Here is a 17,583-nt window from a genome sequence, read left to right on the forward strand (position 1 = left end):
TCTTTATATTTGCCCTATTGAGAAAGACCTATGGTCGCGGTGGGGTACAGTGGGTTGGGTAGAGGCACTACAACGGTGCAGGGAGGGACAGTGCTGCAGCAAACAATCACTGAGGTGGTGCGTGGTGGTCTGATTGTGTCCTGCCAAGCCCCTCCAGACTCCCCCTTAGCCGCACCGGAGATCATTAAGGCCATGGCCGAAGCGGCGGTTCTGCGAGGCGCAGTAGCGGTGCGGATCAACACGCCGGAACATATCCGTGCAGTTCGCCAAGGGGTGAACGTGCCGATTATTGGCCTATGGAAGCAGGTATTGCCTGAAACTCCGGTGTACATTACCCCTCGCTTTGCCGATGCGATGGCCGTTGCCGCAGCGGGGGCAGATGTCATTGCCCTAGATGCGACGGAGCGCAGCCGCCCGGAACCCTTAGCCCCCTTGATTGAACGGATTCACACTGAACTGGGCAAGCTCGTCATGGCGGATATTGACTCGGTTGCCAGTGCCGCAGCAGCTGTGAGTGCGGGCGCTGATTGGGTCGCCACCACCCTATTTGGCTATACAGAGGCAACGGCGGCAGAGACACCGCCGAGTTGGGAGCTATTGACGGCGCTGGTGCAAACCTTGAGCGTACCTATCCTCTGCGAGGGGGGCATTGCCAGTCCAGCCATGGCCGCTAAGGCACTAGCCCTCGGTGCCCATGCAGTGGTTGTTGGTACTGCTATTACGGGGATTGACCGTCAGGTAGAGGTCTATCGGCAGGCGTTGAGGTCAGAGTAAGGCGCTTGCAAGCTATCGAGGGTACTCCCCATCGGGCCAAGGTAGCGACAGAGATAGGGGGAAAACACTTCGTAAATAAGGGTTAGGGGGCGGCGATCGTGCCAAAACAGATAGTGGCGACCCCAAAACGGCCCTGCTTCGCCAAACGCAGCAGCAAGGGTATCGCAGTGGCCGAAATAAACGGCTTGAATATCGCGATAAAGTTCTACTTTGCGCTGGGCAAGGTTCGTCCAAATGGGCATAGCGCGGTTTTGCAAGTACTCATCCACATGGGCGGCTTCCCACCAGGAGGCTGCGTAGGCAAGGCGCTGACCCGAGGCCGTGCGCAACCACACCTGACGGCGCAGGCGTGGCCCCGGAATCAGTTGCAGTTGGGGTGGCGCAGCATCATGTTCATGCCCAATGGCCGACATATCAATCACATCCACTTCCGTTGCTTCGCGGGTCAACAGTTGTAGGTGCCGCGTAGGGGAGCCATCTCCTAAGATGAGAATTTGCCATGCTGGGGCAAGCAGCTCGTGGGGCAGCCCCTGCTGGATCGTTGCAAAGTCTCCCTGCCATAGCGGCTCAAGGGCGTGCCACGAGGATGAAGTGGTTGAGGGCAACAGCGAAGCAGTCAAGGAGAGTACAGGTTGCTTAACAAAACTTCGTTAATTGTAGCAAGGATTTTACGGACGCTAGGGTGCTATGGGGTACAGTCAATAATGAGGCAGGAGTATTCAACCCACTAGGCAAGTAGGATGACAACGACAACAGATACGACAGCGGAGTTAACCCCTGAGCAAACTGGCACATGGATTAAAGGACTGTTGAGTGTTGCCTGTGCTGACGGCCACTTTGACCCCGAGGAGCAGAAGCTCATTGCCAGCCTCATCCAAGACGAAATTGCCCCTGACATTGACATTGATCATTTTTCCCCCGTCACGGATGCCGAATTAGTTGCTGCCTTTGGGGGCGATCGCCCCTTGGCTGAAAACTTCTTGCGCACAGCGGTTATGGTGGGGCTGGCCAACGGCATTTACTCCCAATCCGAAGATGCTGAACTACAACGCTTCTGCCGTGCCCTGGGGCTAGAAATTGACGCTTTGGAATCGCTAAAACATACCCTTGACGGGCGGCACGACGCCGGTGAGCACACCCTGCGGCTGCTAGATCCAGTGCGCAACTGGTTAGACGACCTCGAAATAAAAGATCCCAAGGTGGCGCGGTTTCTCTGCCGTTTAATTCCCCCCCAATGCCCCTTTGAGCGCGACATCACCCTCTTTGGGCGCAAAATTGTTCACATTCCCCCCCTCTGTAAACTCAATCCCCTTTATGATCAGTTAGTGGGGTTACGCTTCCGATCGCTGACGTACTTAGCCGATGAGTGCGGTGAGGACATTACCCCCTACTGTTAACATGCATCCTGCTACTCTCTATGCCCAATAAACCCAAAATTGCGATCGCCCATCTTGGCTGCGACAAAAATCGTGTTGACACTGAACATATGATTGGGTTGTTGGCGGCAGCAGGCTACGGAGTAAGCACCGATGAAACCGAGGCCGATTACGTTATTGTCAATACCTGTAGTTTTATCCAAGCTGCCCGCCAAGAGTCGGTGCGCACCCTTGTCGAACTCGCAGAGGCCAATAAAAAAATTGTGATTACCGGCTGCCTAGCGCAGCACTTTCAGGGGGAATTATTGGCGGAGATTCCCGAAGCGGTGGCGGTTGTTGGCAGTGGTGACTACCAACACATTGTTGAGGTCATTGAGCGGGCTGAAACGGGTGAGCGGGTGCAGCGGGTGAGTGCCGTGCCGACCTACATTGCCGATGAAACGGTGCCCCGCTATCGCACAACCCCAGAGCCAGTGGCCTACCTGCGGATTGCGGAAGGCTGTGATTACCGCTGCGCCTTTTGTATTATTCCGCACCTGCGGGGCGATCAGCGATCGCGCTCCATTGAATCCATTGTTGCCGAAGCCCACCAACTGGCGGCTGAGGGGGTGCAGGAAATTATTCTGGTCTCACAAATTACCACCAACTACGGCTTGGATCTCTACGGCCAGCCAAAACTGGCTGATCTGATCCGCGCCCTTGGGGAGGTCGATGTGCCGTGGATTCGCCTCCACTATGCCTATCCGACTGGTTTAAGCGAGGCGGTGATGGCTGCCATCCGCGACACTGCCAATGTGTTGCCCTACCTTGATTTGCCCTTGCAGCACTCCCACCCTGATGTGTTACGCGCCATGAATCGCCCTTGGCAGGCAGGCGTGAACGATCGCCTCATTGAACAGGTCAAAGCCCAACTGCCGGGTGCTGTCCTGCGGACGACCTTTATTGTTGGGTTTCCGGGGGAAACTGAGGCTCACTTTGAGCACCTCTGCGAGTTTGTGCAGCGTCACGAGTTTGATCATGTGGGGGTGTTTACCTACTCTGCGGAGGAAGGCACTGCCGCCTACCACCTGCCCGATCAACTGCCGGAGGCGGTAAAAACCACCCGCCGCAATCGCCTGATGGAACTACAGCAGCCCATTGCCCAGCGTAAAAACCTTGCCGAAGTAGGGAAGGTGGTTCCTGTCCTCATGGAGCAAGAGAACCCGCAAACGGGGGAATTCCTTGGCCGTTCGCCCCGCTTTGCCCCCGATGTGGATGGTGTGGTTTACGTGAAGGGGGCGGCTCGGCTCGGCGCTATCATGGCGGTGGAAATTACTGCCGCCGATGTCTATGACTTGTACGGCAGGATCGCCCTTTAAGTACGGTTTTACCCCTAGGCGAATCCCGCAACAGCCGCTATGGTCAAAGCAGTTGGGGTTCCTGCCATGCTTCGTCCGCGCTCGGCCACCTATACCCGTGATATGCTGCGCGATCCACCGCAGACGGATCGCTTTTGGCAGTGGCATGCTGGGGTCAGGGCGCTGGAGGAGCTACTGCGCTATAGCGCCCCTAGTACCGGTTTTTTGGTGTCTTCCCCCAGTTTAATTCTTGACTATCCGGCGCTTAAAACCTACGTGCTGGCGCAGGGGCGATCGCTAGCGTACCTACCCGCCCAAGAGCGTCAGCAACTTCCCCAAGTGACGATCATTCCAAGTACCAGTGGCTGGCTTAGTCCCTTTTGCCTAGTGTTGAGCGCTGAGGTTAGTGTACTGCTGGTGTATCAGCCAGAGCAGGGGTTACGGTTTTCCTTCGCCCCGGAAGAAATCTATACATTTTGGCAGCATTTACGGCAAGAGCACCCCTCCTCAGGGTTGAAACCGATTGATGAGTGGTTGCGGGAGGTTGGTATTCGCTGCCCTGGCTATCGGCTGGTGAGCCAGTTTGGTCAGTGGCTGCTGGACTATAGCCAGCCTGTACCCACGCCAGCCACCGCCGCGCCAACCGCCCCAGACGCTGCGGATGTCAATATTCTCCAAGCCCTTGCCCACGAAGTGCGAACCCCCCTAACCACCATCAATACTCTTATCCAACTGCTCCAGCGCCAGCAGGACTTGCCCCAGCGCACTTACCAGTACCTGCATAAAATTGGCCAAGAAATCCATGAGCAAATGACCCGCTTTGATCTGCTCACCCAAGCTGCGGAGATGCTCTCTAGTCCCGCATCAAAAACACCCATGGCCTTGGGGCGCACGTGCCTTCAGACGTTGTTGACAACCAATTTACCGCGCTGGCAGAAGCAGGCCGCACGCCGCCAAGTGAGCTTATATCTCCAGTGCCCTGCTAACCTGCCAGTGGTGCTTAGTGATCCGGAGTCGCTGGATCAGGTGCTCACCGGGTTGGTGGAATACTACAGCCAAACCCTTGCCGCTGAGAGCGCCCTTCAGTTAGTAGTGCAGCCAGCGGGGCATCAGGTCAAACTGGAGTTGCGATCGCCTCAGTATAAACACCGCAGTGATTTAGCCTCCCTTGGGCAACTTTTACTCTGGCATCCGGCAACCGGCCAACTGAGCCTCAACTTCCAAGCGGCCAAGCTCTTGATTGAAGCGGTTGGTGCAAAAGTTACCCAACGGCACGATCGCCATGCGGGCGAGATCCTCACCCTTTATTTGCCCATTGCCCGTGACAGTGGCTGACACTGCGGACAATAGTGACTTGAGCGCCCAGCAATACGCAACTGCTCAATGGGGGTGCTACACACCCGGCAGGGCTGCCCTTTGCGGCCATAGACCCATGCCTGTCCGCCGTAGCGCCCATTGACCCCAAGAGTGCTAACAAAGGTGCGCAGGGTTGTACCGCCTGCAGCAATCCCTGCCTCTAGGACGTGGCGCACCGTCTGATGGAGCTGCTCCACTTGATTGGGGGTGAGAGCATCGCTAGGGGTCAGCGGATGCAACGCCGCCAAAAAAAGACTTTCATCGGCATAGATATTCCCCATGCCGGCCACAATGCGTTGATCGAGTAAGGTACTCTTGAGGGGGCGACGGCAGCGATGCAACTGGGCGGCTAAAAATGCAGGACTGAAGGCCTCGCTTAGCGGCTCTGGGCCAAGGGTGGCAAGGGTCGGAATCAGAGTGGCGATCGCCTCGAAGTTGGGAAGCAGCCAACACCGCCCAAAGGTACGCTGATCCACAAAGCGCAGTTCCATCCCCTCAGGAAAGAACCAGCGAATACGGGTATGGGAGCACAGGGGCTGCGAGGTGGCCAGCCACAACAACTGGCCACTCATGCGTAAGTGCACAACCAGTATTGCCCCGTTGTCGAATGTGCCTAACAAATACTTGCCCCGCCGCTGCCATCCCACAAAGTAGCGACCCTTCAAGTCATTCCTAAAAACATCCGGGCTGTCTGGGTAAGCAAGCGAGCGGGCTAAACACACTTCCGCTCCTACAAGCGGCTGATGGAGGGTTAGCGTCTCTAGCCCACGCCGTACTGTTTCTACTTCCGGTAACTCCGGCACAAGGGCACCCAACGTGCTCTAGGGAGCCAACTACTTCCCTTTTTTGGGAGCACTTACTTCTTCCACTTCGCTGAGGGMAAAKTTATTGGTGTTGACACCGCCAGCACTGCCACTGAAACCGGTGTAGTTGACCTTGTCAAACCGCACAATCACTGGATACTTAATCCCACTTTGATCGACCGAGGCAACGGTGCCAATTTCGTTGTACCAGTAGGATTCGGGGCGGAGAATTCTGACTTTAGAACCACGTTGCACCATGAGTTATGTCCTAAATATCTCTGAACGGCTAGACTTAAGACTACTATGACCGCTACAGCTTGTTACGCTCGCTCCACAAAATTTCACAGAACACCTGCAATGCAGATCCTTGAGCACACCGACGATTCTCTGCGTTTGCGCGATCGCCCACGACTGCTGTGGTTTCTTGGTGGCTTGTTTCTCCTTGCTAGCGGCGCAATCCCCGTTGCCTTTGGCCACCATGAACTGTTGTGCCAGCGCCAAACAGAACCCTTGACCTGTGTGCTCACCAATACCTACGCGCTGCATCAACAACGCCTGAACATCCCCATTGCTAACCTGCGCCGCGCCCACTTAAATCGAGATACCGATAGTGATGGCGACACGACCTACCGCGTGGAACTGCTGACTGGCAGCCGCACCATTCCCTTTGGCAGTTTCTCCTCCGATCGGGGCGATCGCCAGAGAACGGTAGAGCGCATTAACCAATTTTTGGAGAATCCAAGCCAACCTCAACTGCACCTCACTCAGGATGAGCGCTGGATTGGTTGGCTGATTTTAGCCATTACACTCCCCATTGGGGGTGGGCTTGTGCTGTTACCCTCAGTGGTCGATGTCGAGATGGATCGCACCAGTGGAACGTGGACACTGCGGCGGCGGAATTTGTGGGGGCACCAGACACAGGAGTATCGCCTACGGGATATTACAGACGTTTTCCTAGAGGTTAGCCATAGCTCCGATAGCGACAGTACGTATCGTATTGTATTTCAGCTAAAATCTGGCGAAACTATTCCCCTGCGGCACTACTATAGCAGTGGTCGTCGCGATAAGCAGCAAACTGTGGACTGCCTACGGGAGTTTTTGTGCCTGCCAAGCGCGCTAGAGGATGACGCTCTTTAAGAGTGAAGTAGCACCCCTTGCCAACGGTAAACGGGTAACCCCTGTGCCAAAACGTACTGCTCCCGTTCTGTGGCCACAGGCCATGGGCTTTGGGGCAGCCAATTGGGTGGTGACGCGGCAAAGGCAGGATGGGCGCGGAACTGCTGCACCATGGCAACGGCAACCTCGAGGACATCGGACTGGAGAATGACACGGCCACCGGGACAGAGGTGCTGCGCAAGGGTTGCCACCAGATCGGGGGTGACCACTCGCCGCTTGTGGTGCCGCCGCTTAAACCATGGATCCGGAAATTGGATACTCACCGTTTGCAGCGGTACGCCTTGGAGTAGCCTCCCTAGGTGGGCATTTGCATTACCCCATAGATAATGCAGGTTCAACAGGCCATGGCGATCGCGGCGTTCATTCGCCGCCACAACCAACGGATAGCGAATTTCTAGGCCAAGGAAATTTTGCTCAGGATGCAGGGCCGCCATCTGCAATAGAAACGTGCCACGCGCTGAGCCAATATCTAGATGTAATGGCTGGGACGCGATGGCGTAGATGCGTGACCAATCCGGTACCGCAACCTCTTGCTGAAACCTGCGACTGAGGGGGTTGACGTGCTGTCGTAACCGCACAACAGTGGTGCGATCGCCCATACTCTAGAGCGTCTAAAGCTTATTGAGATTCAAGCCCGCTTCCTTAGCAAAAGCTGCTAAGCCTTTACGCTCAAGGGTTTTAATGGCTTTTGTCGAAAGGCGCAGCCGCACCCAACGCTTACCCTCTGGCCACCATACCCGTTTCCATTGCAGGTTCACTTCTTGCAGCTTTTTTGTCCGCCGATGGGAGTGGGAAATGGCGTAGGCGTTATTGGCCTTTTTTCCGGTGAGTTGACAAACGCGGCTCATAATCTTAAGTCCCTTGCAAGGCAATTGCTAGTCGTTAGACATAACCAAGTCCTTCATTCTAGCATAGAAACGTGCTTCAGCCTGTAAATCATTGGTGTGCTCCTCACACCTCAAGGCGCGGAAGTCTAGATTCGGCGGGATGAGCCTCTCTAATTCTTCGCTCAGCGTATCCCATAGCTTAGCTGTGGGGTCGTATCCCCACGTTTGGTACACTGAACACAAACCTGCTGAGTTGCTATCGTGTTGTGGCACGGATGCTAGAGCTAAGGTGAAACTTTTGCCGAAACGACACTCTACGGCAGTCTCTCGGCGCTGGCGAAACTGGCTTTTACTGGCACTGGCAACAGTCCTAGTGATGGTGGGGGCGATCGTTGCGCGGCAGTATTGGTCTGCTCCGCCGTTAGAGACTCTCTATCCACTCACCCTAGAGGCCCCTCCCCAACGCCGCGCTCAGCTAGAAGAATGGGCGCAGGCAAAGGATCCCCTTAAACGCGATCGCGCCCGCTACTTGCTGGCGGTGGATGCGCTGCGACACAACGCCCCACAGGAAAGTTTGCGGTGGCTTGAAAATTTAGAGGCCACCTACCGACCCATGGCGGCACGGATTCTCCTGCTGCGCTCAGATGCCTATCGGCAAGCGGGTCAAGGACGCAAGGCAACGCAGACATGGCAGCAGCTGATCCGCGACTATGGCAAGGAGCCGGAAGCCGCCGTGGCGTTGCTCAACCTCCAGCAGCCCGACCGGGCGATCGCCCAGTTTCCGCAGCATCCCGCTGTGGTGAACTATGTCCACACCCAGTTACAAAACAGCCCGGATCACGTCCCCTACCTCAAGCTGGTGGCTCGTTATGGGCTGTATCTTAAAGACTATGGCACCTATCTAGAGATTCTGCGGCAGCGTTACCCTCAGGAGTTAACCCCTGCTGACTGGGAGGCGATCGCCTTTGGCTATTGGGAAAAGATGCAGTATGCCCCTGCCGCCGCCGCCTATGACCGTGCGCCCCAAACGCCCTTGAACCGTTATCGAGTCGGCAGAGGTCGTCAACTGAGTAACGATACCTCAGGGGCGATCGCCGCCTACCAAGACCTTATTCAACGCTTTCCCAACACTCAAGAAGCCGCTTTAGCGCAATTGCGCCTTGCCCGACTGGCTAACTCCCCAGCAGATCGCCTGCCGCTACTGGCGATCGCGTTGAAACTGGCCACTAACAGCCAATCGAGTGCGATTGCGGCGGATGTGCTGCTAGAGCAGTATCGCACCTATCGGGAACTGGGGAATGAGACCGCTGCCCAGCGCACTCAACAACAACTCTTGCAAACCTATGGGGGTAGCACCGCTGCTGCTGAACTTCGCTGGCAGTTAGCAGAGGCAGCAGCACAACAGCGTCAGTGGCAAACTGCTCAACGCTGGGTTGGCGAACTCCTCAAGCATAACCCCAATAGTGAAATAGCGCCCCGTGCGGCGTTCTGGCTGGGAAAATGGTTAGGAGAGGCTGGCGGATCCCAAGCTCAAACCGCTGCGTGGCGATCGCTCATAAGTCAGTACCCCCATTCCTACTATGGATGGCGTGCCGCCAGTTTACTCCAGCAACCCGTCGGTACCTTTACAACGCTGCGGCAACAACACCCCCGCATCGATCGCGATCGCGCTCACCCCTTACCCCTGAGCGCTGGCAGCCCAACCCTTCAGGAACTCTACTTGCTGGGGCAAACGCAGGACGCATGGCAGCGCTGGCAATGGGAATTCCAAAATCGGGTCACCCCCACTGCTGCTGAGCAACTGACCGATGGCCTGATCCGTCTTGGGGTGGGTGAGTATCTCGATGGCATCTTCATGCTTGAAAACCTGTTTGTGCGTGCGAGGAATGAACCCGATACCGCAACCTTTTTCGAGTCAATTCAGCGTGACCCTCGCTTTTGGTATGCTCTGTATCCATTGCCCTACTGGGACATTGTTCAAAAGTGGTCTGCTGCTCGCAATCTCAACCCCCTGCTGGTGATGGCGCTGATTCGCCAAGAGTCGCGCTTTGAACCCGACATTCGTTCCGTTGTGGGGGCAACAGGGTTAATGCAACTGATGCCAGACACTGCGACTTGGATTGCAGATCAGCTGAGCCTGAGCGATTTCTCCCTTGAAGACCCAGAGGACAATATCCGTTTAGGGACATGGTATTTTGACTACACCCACAATCGATACCAACAAAATACATTGCTTGCCTTAGCTAGCTATAATGCTGGTCCAGGTAACGTTAGTGATTGGCTACAGCGGTTTGATGCCAGTGATGGCGATCGCTTTATTGAAACCATTCCCTTTCCCGAAACCTATGGCTATGTCAAACGGGTTTTAGAAAATTACTGGAACTATCTCCAGCTTTATACCACACCCCGTGACTAACGCTCGCGTTCTGCTGGTATGGTGACCGTGCCCCCCTCCTATGACTCTCCCCCCTCAGCGCTGGTATGTGCCGCCAATTGATTCGACTCTGTGTGAGTCCTTGATGGATGCATTGGGGTGCGATCGCCCCCTTGCGGAAATTTATCTTCGCCGCGGGTTGACCACGCCTGCCCTCGTGCAACGCTTTTTAGAGCCAGAAACCCTTGATTTACCCTCCCCCAGTACGGTTTTTGCAGATTTAGACTTAGCGGTAGAACTGCTGCGACAGGCGATCGCCGGGGGGGAGAGCATCACCATCTGTGGCGATTATGATGCCGATGGGATGACAAGTACCGCCCTACTGCTGCGGGCATTGCGCCATCTCGGCGCAACCATTGACTACACTATTCCGTCACGAATGCACGAAGGCTATGGCATTAATGAGCGCATCGTTCGTGAGTGCCACCAGCGGGGGGTCAAGATGATTCTGACGGTGGATAACGGCATTGCAGCGGTACAGCCCATTGCCCTAGCTCGCGAACTTGGGCTGATTGTAATTGTGACGGATCATCACGATATTCCCGCTCAACTGCCACCCGCCCATGCCATCCTCAATCCCAAGCTCGTGGATCCTGATTCCCCCTACCACAGTTTGGCGGGGGTGGGGATGGCCTACATCCTTGCCCTATCGCTGGCGCAGCGGCTGGAGAAGCTGTGCGGGCTGGTGCGCCCCTTACGGGAGTTGTGCACGCTAGGAACCATTGCCGATCTCGCCCCCCTAGTGGGTGTCAATCGTCGCTGGGTAAAACAGGGGTTACAGACCATTCCCACGTCCTCGTTAGTGGGGGTACAGGCCTTGATGGAGGTCTCTAACAGTTTGCCCCAAACCAATACCGCCCTGAAGCCCAGTGCCGTTGGCTTTCGCCTAGGGCCACGCATTAACGCCATTGGTCGTATTGGCGATCCACAGACTGTCATTGAGTTATTGACGACAGACGATCCTGCTACAGCGGCAACCTTGGCAGCCACCTGCGAACAGACAAATCGCACCCGTCAAGAATTATGCGCCGCCATTGAGGCTGAGGCGATCGCCCACCTAGAAGCAAGGGGGGTTGATCCGGTCGCCGAGTGGGTGCTGGTGCTTGTTCAACCCGACTGGCATCATGGGGTGATTGGCATTGTGGCCTCCCGCTTAGTGGAGCGCTATGGCGTGCCGGTTTTTATTGGCACTTATGAAACCCAGACCACCATTCGTGGTTCTGCGCGCAGTATTCCCGAATTTAACGTATTTGCATCTCTAGAGGCCACGAAATCCCTGCTACTCAAGTATGGCGGCCATAAAGCGGCTGGKGGGTTTACGTTACTCGCCGAGCATCTCGATGAATGGCGCGATCGCCTACGTGCCTTTGCCAAGACCTGTCTCAAGAAAGAGCAGTTGCGCCCCTTAGTCACCATTGATGCTGAACTCCACTTTAGCCAACTCAACTGGGAATTTTACGAGCAGGTAGAACGGCTACAACCCTTTGGCAGTGAAAATCCGCAGCCAGTTTTTTGCAGTCGCCGCGTCACAGTTGTGAGCCAATCTACGATGGGACAGCACGGAGAGCACCTCAAGCTCACCCTGCAGCAGGGCAATAGTCCACCTATGAAGGCCAAAGCATGGCGCTGGGGACAGGTGTTGCCCCTGCCCTCACCCATTGACATTGCCTATACCCTTGTCACCAATACGTGGAACGGCGAAACACACTTAGAACTAGAACTACAAGGCGTGCAGCGAAGCGGTGCTACGCGCTTAGAGTGGCAGTGTCCTGAACCACCCCCCCACCAGCCTCCCCATTGGCAACCGTTATCGGAGAATTGGCTATCCCACCTCAGTGGGGGTGCTCTACTGTACGGCTATGACCGCCCCCTCATTCCCTCAGAAACCACCACCGCTACAATTCAGTACGATCGCCCTCGCTGCCGTTGCCAGCAGTTGATCCTTTGGTCGTTACCCCCCTCATGGACCCACCTGCGTTGGTTACTGGCGATCGCCCAGCCCCAAACTGTCCATGTCGGTTCGCGCATTCCCCGCATCCTCCCAGAGCCTAAACTCATAGCCGCCATCCAAACCGCGATTCTCAACACTGCAACAGTCAACCTGTTGGCTCTCAGTCAAGACTATTGGATCGCCCCGTGCACCCTTGTCGCTGTGTTACGCCACCTTGGCTATGACTGTGAGGGCTTTGCCCCTACCCTCAGCATTGCCGAAGAGCTTGGGCGACTCCAGCGGTGGTATCGGCTACAGGCCACTCATCTCGCTCGGCTCTGCGCAGATCAATCCACCCAGTCAACTGGCCAATCCTGATGGCGATGCAATAGCGCGGTGGGCTGCCCGAACCGTTAAGGAATACAAAGATTTCCCGCTTTTCTCTTAATTTAAGCTAAGGTCGAATACTTTTTGGCCCACAGCCCTATGCTACATTTGTGGGAATTTGATACGGTGAGGCAGGTGTGTTTATTCGATTCCAGCCACGGCGGCGACCAGCGCCTCCGGAAGAGGGACACCTCTTCTGGCAACTGGTGTTATGGATCGGGATCGGCTTTCTCTCCGCCAGCATTGGTGCTGTCTGGGGGCTGATGAGTCAAAGTACCCCCCTGATGCAACGATCGTTGTCGGCGAGCGAATGGCGGGTCTTCCAGCGGGGCGATCGCACCGCCGCTACCCTCGACCAGCCAATCAACTTACTGCTCATCGGCTCTAAGGTACTCACCTCCGATTTGGATGAACCGCCGAATCCTCATCTCACCTACCATGCCCTTGTTAACTCCGTAGAGGGGCTATCGGACTCGTTACTGTTAGTCCGGTTTGACCCCCTCAATCAACGGCTGGTGGTACTCTCAATTCCCCGCGACACCCTCACATTTATTCGTGGGCGTGGGGATGCCAAAATTAATGAGGCCAATGCCTTGGGCGGCCCCGCCTTAGCGGCAGAAACCGTTAGCGATTTACTGGGGGGGGTGCCCATTGATCGCTATTTCCGCATTAACGTTCAGGGCATTGAGCGATTAATCGATGCCTTGGGCGGCGTGACCGTTGATGTGCCCCAAGCGATGAACTACCGCGACGATAGCCAACGACTCTACATTGATCTCAAACCCGGTCGCCAGCACCTGAATGGCAATGAATCCCTGCAATTTTTGCGCTTTCGCTACGATGCCCTAGGGGATATTGGCCGTGTTCAACGCCAACAGATGTTTTTGCGCTCACTGATGGAGCAATCGGCACGCCCGGAAACCCTTGCTCGAATTCCCAGTATTCTCGGCATTATTCGTGAGAATTTAGATACTAACCTGAGCGTAGAGGAGTTACTGAGTCTGAGTCAGTTTATGGCTCAGCTACCGCGATCGCGCATTGAGTTTCTGTTGTTGCCCGGCAACTTCAATGGCACGGGGGAGTCGGAAATCAGTTACTGGTTGCCGAACTATCGCCGGATTGCTTGGCTCTCTGATACTTACTTTCGCGATACACCCACCGCCGACCCCCGCGAAACCCCTATCACCTATCCCGAAAATGTGCGGATTGCTCTGCAAAACACTAGTCTCAGTGAGGCAGCAGTAGAGCAATTGCGCCACCAGCTTTGGGAGGCTGGGTATCGGGATCAGTTTGTGGCCGACGCCTTGAGCCAACCCATTGAAATTACCCGGATTATTGCCCAGCAGGGAGACTTGGCGGCGGCACGGCGCGTGCAACTGCTGTTAGGCTTTGGTGAAGTACGAGTCGAAAGTACGGGCGTGCTAGCATCAGATGTAACAATCCAGCTCGGTAACGATGCGCGCGATCGCCTCACGCCAAGCGCTCAACCTAACGTGTCCCAAACTGATCTGTGAGTGAACCGTACGTTATTGGGGTTGATCTGGGTGGCACCGCCATCAAAATGGGGCGCTTTAGTCCTAAGGGCGACTGCCTCAATGCAGTGACATGGCCAACCCCTCAGCCCCCCTATCCAGAGGCCGTTCTCAAGGCCGTTGTCCAAGGGATTCAAGAATTAGACCCAGATGATCGCGCGATCGCGATCGGAATGGGGGTTCCAGGGCCTGTGGATGCCGCCGGGCGGGTGGCGCGGCGTGCCATTAACCTTGGCTGGTACGATGTTCATGTCAGTGACACCCTCGAGCACCTCACCGCAAAGCCCACGATTATTGGCAATGATGCCAACTGTGCTGGCCTCGGCGAAGCATGGCTAGGGGCAGGCCGCCAGTTTCAAAATTTAATTCTGCTCACCTTAGGGACAGGCGTTGGGGGTGCCATCATCCTCAATGGTGAACTATTTGTGGGGCATGACGGTACGGCGGGTGAGCTAGGTTTAATTACCCTCGACTACAACGGTGCTCCCTGTAATAGCGGCAATCGTGGCTCTCTTGAGCAACATGTTTCGGCACAAGCCATTCGCCGCCGACTCGGTTGCGAACCCCACGAGCTAGATCAGCGTGCCCGCCAAGGCGATACCGAGGCGATCGCCTTCTGGCAACAGTACGGCCGTGAGTTGGCCGCTGGAATTGCCAGTTTAGTCTATGTGCTAACCCCCGAAGCCGTCATTATTGGCGGTGGCATTAGTGCAGGCAGTGATTTGTTCTTTCCCAGCATGATCGCCGAATTAGAAGAGCGAGTACTGCCCACCTCACGGAGTAACCTACAATGCCTACGAGCTACCCTAGGTAATCAAGCGGGGATGGTTGGTGCCGCAAAGCTCGCATGGCAATTTGTTAAGAAACAGTTTTGACATACTCCCCATGCCTAAAGGCAGGGGATTCTTGTTCTTGGTTCTGCGACAGCACTTATCGCATCAGGTTGCCCTGCTACAACAGCGGTGCTTATCTCCCCAAGCGTTCCCCCTTGCGGGGCAGTTCCCTTTTGCCCAAAGGTACTGTTAAACCAACCAAAAAAAACTTAGGTTGTTTTCTAGCCGTTAGGCTATTGGGTTTTTAGAGAGGTTGATTACCCTTACCTCTGGTTTTAGTTTAAACTAAAATCACTCTAAAAGACGAGTTTTTAGGCCTAAAATTTTCGATAACACAACATGCGCCTTATATCCCCATGCCTGAAGGCAGGGGCTTTACGGCGTTTTCGGTAAAAGTCTATCCCAGAGTTTCCCCTCGCACCATTCAGTGCGTCTCGAAAGCGTGCAGCAGCCATACATGGCTATCAACCGTCCTACCAGCATTTTGCTACGTTATCAAGGAGGGTAGAGGTGAGGGAATTCCACGAGAACAGTTAGAATAAAAATAAATTTCTTGCGCCCGCTGCCTGCTGCCATGAACGCCTTTGCTCCTAGCATCCCGACTGATATTGACCTTCCCGAGTGGTTAGTAACATGCCTGCGGCAGCCCAGTAGCGAAAATGATGAGGACTTGGTATGCCGCGCCTTTCAGTTTGCTTACGATCTCCATCAAGGACAGCAACGTGCCTCAGGGGAACCCTACATTGCCCATCCCGTTGCAGTGGCTAGTATTCTGCGGGACTTGGGGGGTGGCCCAGCGCTGATTGCCGCAGGCTTCTTACACGATGTGATTGAAGATACTGCCATTACTGCCGAAGAGCTAGAAGCAGAATTTGGCACCGAAGTCCGGCGGTTAGTAGAAGGGGTAACGAAACTCTCGAAATTTAACTTTTCCAGCAAAACTGAGCGTCAAGCGGAAAGTTTCCGGCGGATGTTCTTGGCGATGGCTCAAGATATCCGTGTCATTGTGGTCAAATTGGCGGATCGGCTGCACAATATGCGGACACTGGAGTATTTACCAGAGCAGCGTCGTCGCCCCATTGCCCAAGAAACCCGCGATGTGTTTGCCCCCCTTGCCAACCGTTTAGGGATTTGGCGCATTAAATGGGAGCTTGAAGATCTGGCCTTTAAGTATCTTGAACCAGAGGCCTACCGTCAGATACAGGAGTTAGTAGCTGAAAAACGCGCCGATCGCGAGGCGCAGTTACAGGCGGCCATTAGCCAGCTTCAAGACCGTCTCAATGACATGGGGTTTGGCTATCTCGAGATTAGTGGTCGTCCCAAGCATCTTTACAGCATCTATCAAAAGATGAAGCGCCAGCAAAAAGAATTCCACGAAATCTACGACGTGGCAGGAATTCGCATCCTAGTGGCCACGAAGGACGAGTGCTATCGTGCCCTAGCAGTGGTTCACGACTGCTTCTTATCGGTACCTGGTCGCTTCAAAGACTATATCAGCTTACCCAAGCCCAACCAGTACCAGTCGCTGCATACGGTGGTGATAGGTCTGGGAGGCCGCCCTCTGGAGGTGCAAATTCGCACGCTAGAAATGCACCATGTCTCGGAGTATGGGATTGCTGCCCATTGGAAGTACAAAGAAGCGGGTAACTCGCTGCCGCAACAGTGGAGTGGCCGAGATCAAAAATTCACGTGGTTACGTCAACTCCTTGACTGGCAAAATGACCTCAAAGATGCCCAAGAGTACCTTGATAGCATCCGTGATGATCTATTTGATCGCGAAGTTTATGTATTTACGCCCCAAGGGGACGTCTTAGCCTTGCAGCAAGGAGCAACTCCCCTTGATTTTGCTTACCACATTCACACCGATGTGGGGAATCACTGTGCGGGTGCTCGGGTCAATGGCCGTATGGTTACCCTCGATACCCCTCTGCGTAATGGCGACATTGTGGAAATTATTACCCAGAAAAATGCCCACCCTAGTTTGGATTGGCTGAATTTTGTCTGTACCACCGCAGCGCGAAATCGTATTCGCCAGTGGTATAAGCGATCGCGGCGGGATGAAAATCTGCAACGCGGGCGGGAACTCCTTGAAAAGGAATTGGGTAAATCAGGTCTAGATAGTCTGCTGAAGTCACCGCAAATGCAGCAGGTGGCTGAGCGCAGTAACTATCAAACTGTTGATGATCTCGTGGCGGCCTTGGGCTATGGTGAAATTACCCTCAATTTAGTGGTAAATCGTCTCCGTGCGGCCACGTTGGCGCGTCCCGATGTGGCTCCGCCCGAATTACCGCCAGAGACTGCACCAATTAATCGGGTMCCTGCCTCTACAAAACCCAGTGACTCGCCGATTTTAGGAGTTGAGGGGCTAGTGTATCACATTGCAGGCTGTTGTGCCCCAGTGCCCGATGAACCGATTATTGGTGTCGTGACCCTTGGCAGTCGCGGGATTTCTATTCATCGGCAGGGCTGTAGTAACCTTGAGGCGATCGCGGGCGATCGCCTCATTCCTGTGAGTTGGAATACCAAAACGGCGCAGCACCGACCGCAAACCTATCCGGTTGATGTTCAAATTGAAGTCATTGACCGTGTGGGTATTCTCAAAGATATTTTGACCCGTTTAACCGATAATCACATCAATGTCCGGAAGGCCAATGTCCGCACCGATCCGGGGCGAACGGCCATCATTGATCTGTGTATTGATATTGTGAATGCGAAACAACTGGATAATATACTGGCTCAAATTAAAAAAATTACGGATGTGCTAAATATACGTCGCCGTCAGCAGACAGACATCACGTCCCCTTAGCCCGTTGCGCTT

15 protein-coding genes are annotated in these 17,583 nt (G+C 54.9%); 10 read left to right on the forward strand and 5 right to left on the reverse strand.

Translation table 11 applies throughout. The features are described 5' to 3' along the window. Nucleotides 1-90 precede the first annotated feature (90 nt). A complete protein-coding gene (locus L5470_RS00135; protein ID WP_499497394.1) occupies nt 91-774 on the forward strand; it encodes an N-acetylmannosamine-6-phosphate 2-epimerase in 684 nt (227 codons plus the stop codon). Here the strand turns inward: L5470_RS00135 and L5470_RS00140 are convergent. After that, nucleotides 747-1,394, reverse strand: coding sequence for a chorismate lyase (locus L5470_RS00140; protein ID WP_499497396.1), 648 nt, complete (start codon nt 1,392-1,394; stop codon nt 747-749). The genes L5470_RS00135 and L5470_RS00140 overlap by 28 nt on opposite strands. 120 nt (nt 1,395-1,514) lie before the next feature. Here L5470_RS00140 and L5470_RS00145 point away from each other — a divergent pair, with 120 nt between their 5' ends. The 3 genes from L5470_RS00145 to L5470_RS00155 are packed head-to-tail and all read left to right on the forward strand — an operon-like array spanning nt 1,515 to nt 4,822. Continuing rightward, nucleotides 1,515-2,171 (forward strand): Mo-dependent nitrogenase C-terminal domain-containing protein, encoded by a 657-nt coding sequence (locus tag L5470_RS00145; protein ID WP_499497398.1) that lies wholly within the window; start codon nt 1,515-1,517, stop codon nt 2,169-2,171. Nucleotides 2,172-2,191: 20 nt separating this feature from the next. Beyond that, the gene (gene rimO, locus L5470_RS00150; RefSeq protein ID WP_499497400.1) at nt 2,192-3,508 is read left to right on the forward strand and encodes a 30S ribosomal protein S12 methylthiotransferase RimO; all 1,317 of its coding nucleotides are present in this window, start codon (nt 2,192-2,194) and stop codon (nt 3,506-3,508) included. A gap of 39 nt (nt 3,509-3,547) precedes the next feature. Then, nucleotides 3,548-4,822 carry a sensor histidine kinase gene (locus L5470_RS00155; protein WP_499497402.1) on the forward strand — a complete coding sequence of 425 codons (1,275 nt, stop codon included), beginning with the start codon at nt 3,548-3,550 and terminating at the stop codon, nt 4,820-4,822. Here the strand turns inward: L5470_RS00155 and L5470_RS00160 are convergent. Together L5470_RS00160 and L5470_RS00165 are read right to left on the reverse strand one after the other, a co-directional pair. Next, complete coding sequence (locus L5470_RS00160) at nt 4,792-5,646, reverse strand: DNA-formamidopyrimidine glycosylase (RefSeq protein WP_499497404.1); 855 nt, start codon at nt 5,644-5,646, stop codon at nt 4,792-4,794. The two genes, L5470_RS00155 and L5470_RS00160, sit on opposite strands and share 31 nt — an antisense overlap. 30 nt (nt 5,647-5,676) lie before the next feature. Next, the gene (locus L5470_RS00165) at nt 5,677-5,904 is read right to left on the reverse strand and encodes a photosystem I reaction center subunit IV (protein WP_499497406.1); all 228 of its coding nucleotides are present in this window, start codon (nt 5,902-5,904) and stop codon (nt 5,677-5,679) included. Nucleotides 5,905-6,003: 99 nt separating this feature from the next. Here L5470_RS00165 and L5470_RS00170 point away from each other — a divergent pair, with 99 nt between their 5' ends. After that, nucleotides 6,004-6,783: a hypothetical protein gene (locus tag L5470_RS00170; RefSeq protein ID WP_499497408.1), complete on the forward strand. Its 780-nt coding sequence runs from the start codon at nt 6,004-6,006 to the stop codon at nt 6,781-6,783. Here the strand turns inward: L5470_RS00170 and trmB are convergent. Beyond that, nucleotides 6,780-7,421 carry a tRNA (guanosine(46)-N7)-methyltransferase TrmB gene (trmB, locus tag L5470_RS00175; protein ID WP_499497410.1) on the reverse strand — a complete coding sequence of 214 codons (642 nt, stop codon included), beginning with the start codon at nt 7,419-7,421 and terminating at the stop codon, nt 6,780-6,782. The two genes, L5470_RS00170 and trmB, sit on opposite strands and share 4 nt — an antisense overlap. A 12-nt stretch (nt 7,422-7,433) precedes the next feature. After that, the gene (rpmB, locus tag L5470_RS00180) at nt 7,434-7,670 is read right to left on the reverse strand and encodes a 50S ribosomal protein L28 (protein WP_099798739.1); all 237 of its coding nucleotides are present in this window, start codon (nt 7,668-7,670) and stop codon (nt 7,434-7,436) included. Nucleotides 7,671-7,938: 268 nt separating this feature from the next. Here rpmB and L5470_RS00185 point away from each other — a divergent pair, with 268 nt between their 5' ends. The 5 genes from L5470_RS00185 to L5470_RS00205 all read left to right on the forward strand — a co-directional run bounded on the left by L5470_RS00185 (nt 7,939) and on the right by L5470_RS00205 (nt 17,571). Continuing rightward, nucleotides 7,939-10,065, forward strand: a complete 2,127-nt coding sequence (locus L5470_RS00185) for a lytic transglycosylase domain-containing protein (RefSeq protein WP_499497412.1) — start codon at nt 7,939-7,941, stop codon at nt 10,063-10,065. Between the two features lie 40 nt (nt 10,066-10,105). Further along, nucleotides 10,106-12,391 carry a single-stranded-DNA-specific exonuclease RecJ gene (gene recJ, locus L5470_RS00190; RefSeq protein ID WP_499497414.1) on the forward strand — a complete coding sequence of 762 codons (2,286 nt, stop codon included), beginning with the start codon at nt 10,106-10,108 and terminating at the stop codon, nt 12,389-12,391. 146 nt (nt 12,392-12,537) lie between these two features. Next, complete coding sequence (locus L5470_RS00195; RefSeq protein WP_499497416.1) at nt 12,538-13,914, forward strand: LCP family protein; 1,377 nt, start codon at nt 12,538-12,540, stop codon at nt 13,912-13,914. Continuing rightward, nucleotides 13,911-14,807: an ROK family protein gene (locus tag L5470_RS00200; protein WP_099798741.1), complete on the forward strand. Its 897-nt coding sequence runs from the start codon at nt 13,911-13,913 to the stop codon at nt 14,805-14,807. The genes L5470_RS00195 and L5470_RS00200 overlap by 4 nt, the downstream gene beginning before the upstream one ends. Nucleotides 14,808-15,339: 532 nt before the next feature. Next, the gene (locus L5470_RS00205) at nt 15,340-17,571 is read left to right on the forward strand and encodes a RelA/SpoT family protein (RefSeq protein ID WP_499497418.1); all 2,232 of its coding nucleotides are present in this window, start codon (nt 15,340-15,342) and stop codon (nt 17,569-17,571) included. Nucleotides 17,572-17,583 lie beyond the last annotated feature (12 nt).

This window comes from Synechococcus sp. PCC 6717 (assembly GCF_022698185.1).
In the GTDB taxonomy this organism is placed as follows: Bacteria; Cyanobacteriota; Cyanobacteriia; order Thermosynechococcales; family Thermosynechococcaceae; genus Thermosynechococcus; species Thermosynechococcus lividus.

What these genes read in the sequence shown, in the direction of transcription:
- L5470_RS00145 (WP_499497398.1), top strand. Translation starts at nt 1,515, where the DNA reads ATGACAACGACAACAGATACGACAGCGGAGTTAACCCCTGAGCAAACT.
- rimO (WP_499497400.1), top strand. Translation starts at nt 2,192, where the DNA reads ATGCCCAATAAACCCAAAATTGCGATCGCCCATCTTGGCTGCGACAAA.
- L5470_RS00155 (WP_499497402.1), top strand. Translation starts at nt 3,548, where the DNA reads ATGGTCAAAGCAGTTGGGGTTCCTGCCATGCTTCGTCCGCGCTCGGCC.
- L5470_RS00170 (WP_499497408.1), top strand. Translation starts at nt 6,004, where the DNA reads ATGCAGATCCTTGAGCACACCGACGATTCTCTGCGTTTGCGCGATCGC.
- trmB (WP_499497410.1), bottom strand. Translation starts at nt 7,421, where the DNA reads ATGGGCGATCGCACCACTGTTGTGCGGTTACGACAGCACGTCAACCCC.
- rpmB (WP_099798739.1), bottom strand. Translation starts at nt 7,670, where the DNA reads ATGAGCCGCGTTTGTCAACTCACCGGAAAAAAGGCCAATAACGCCTAC.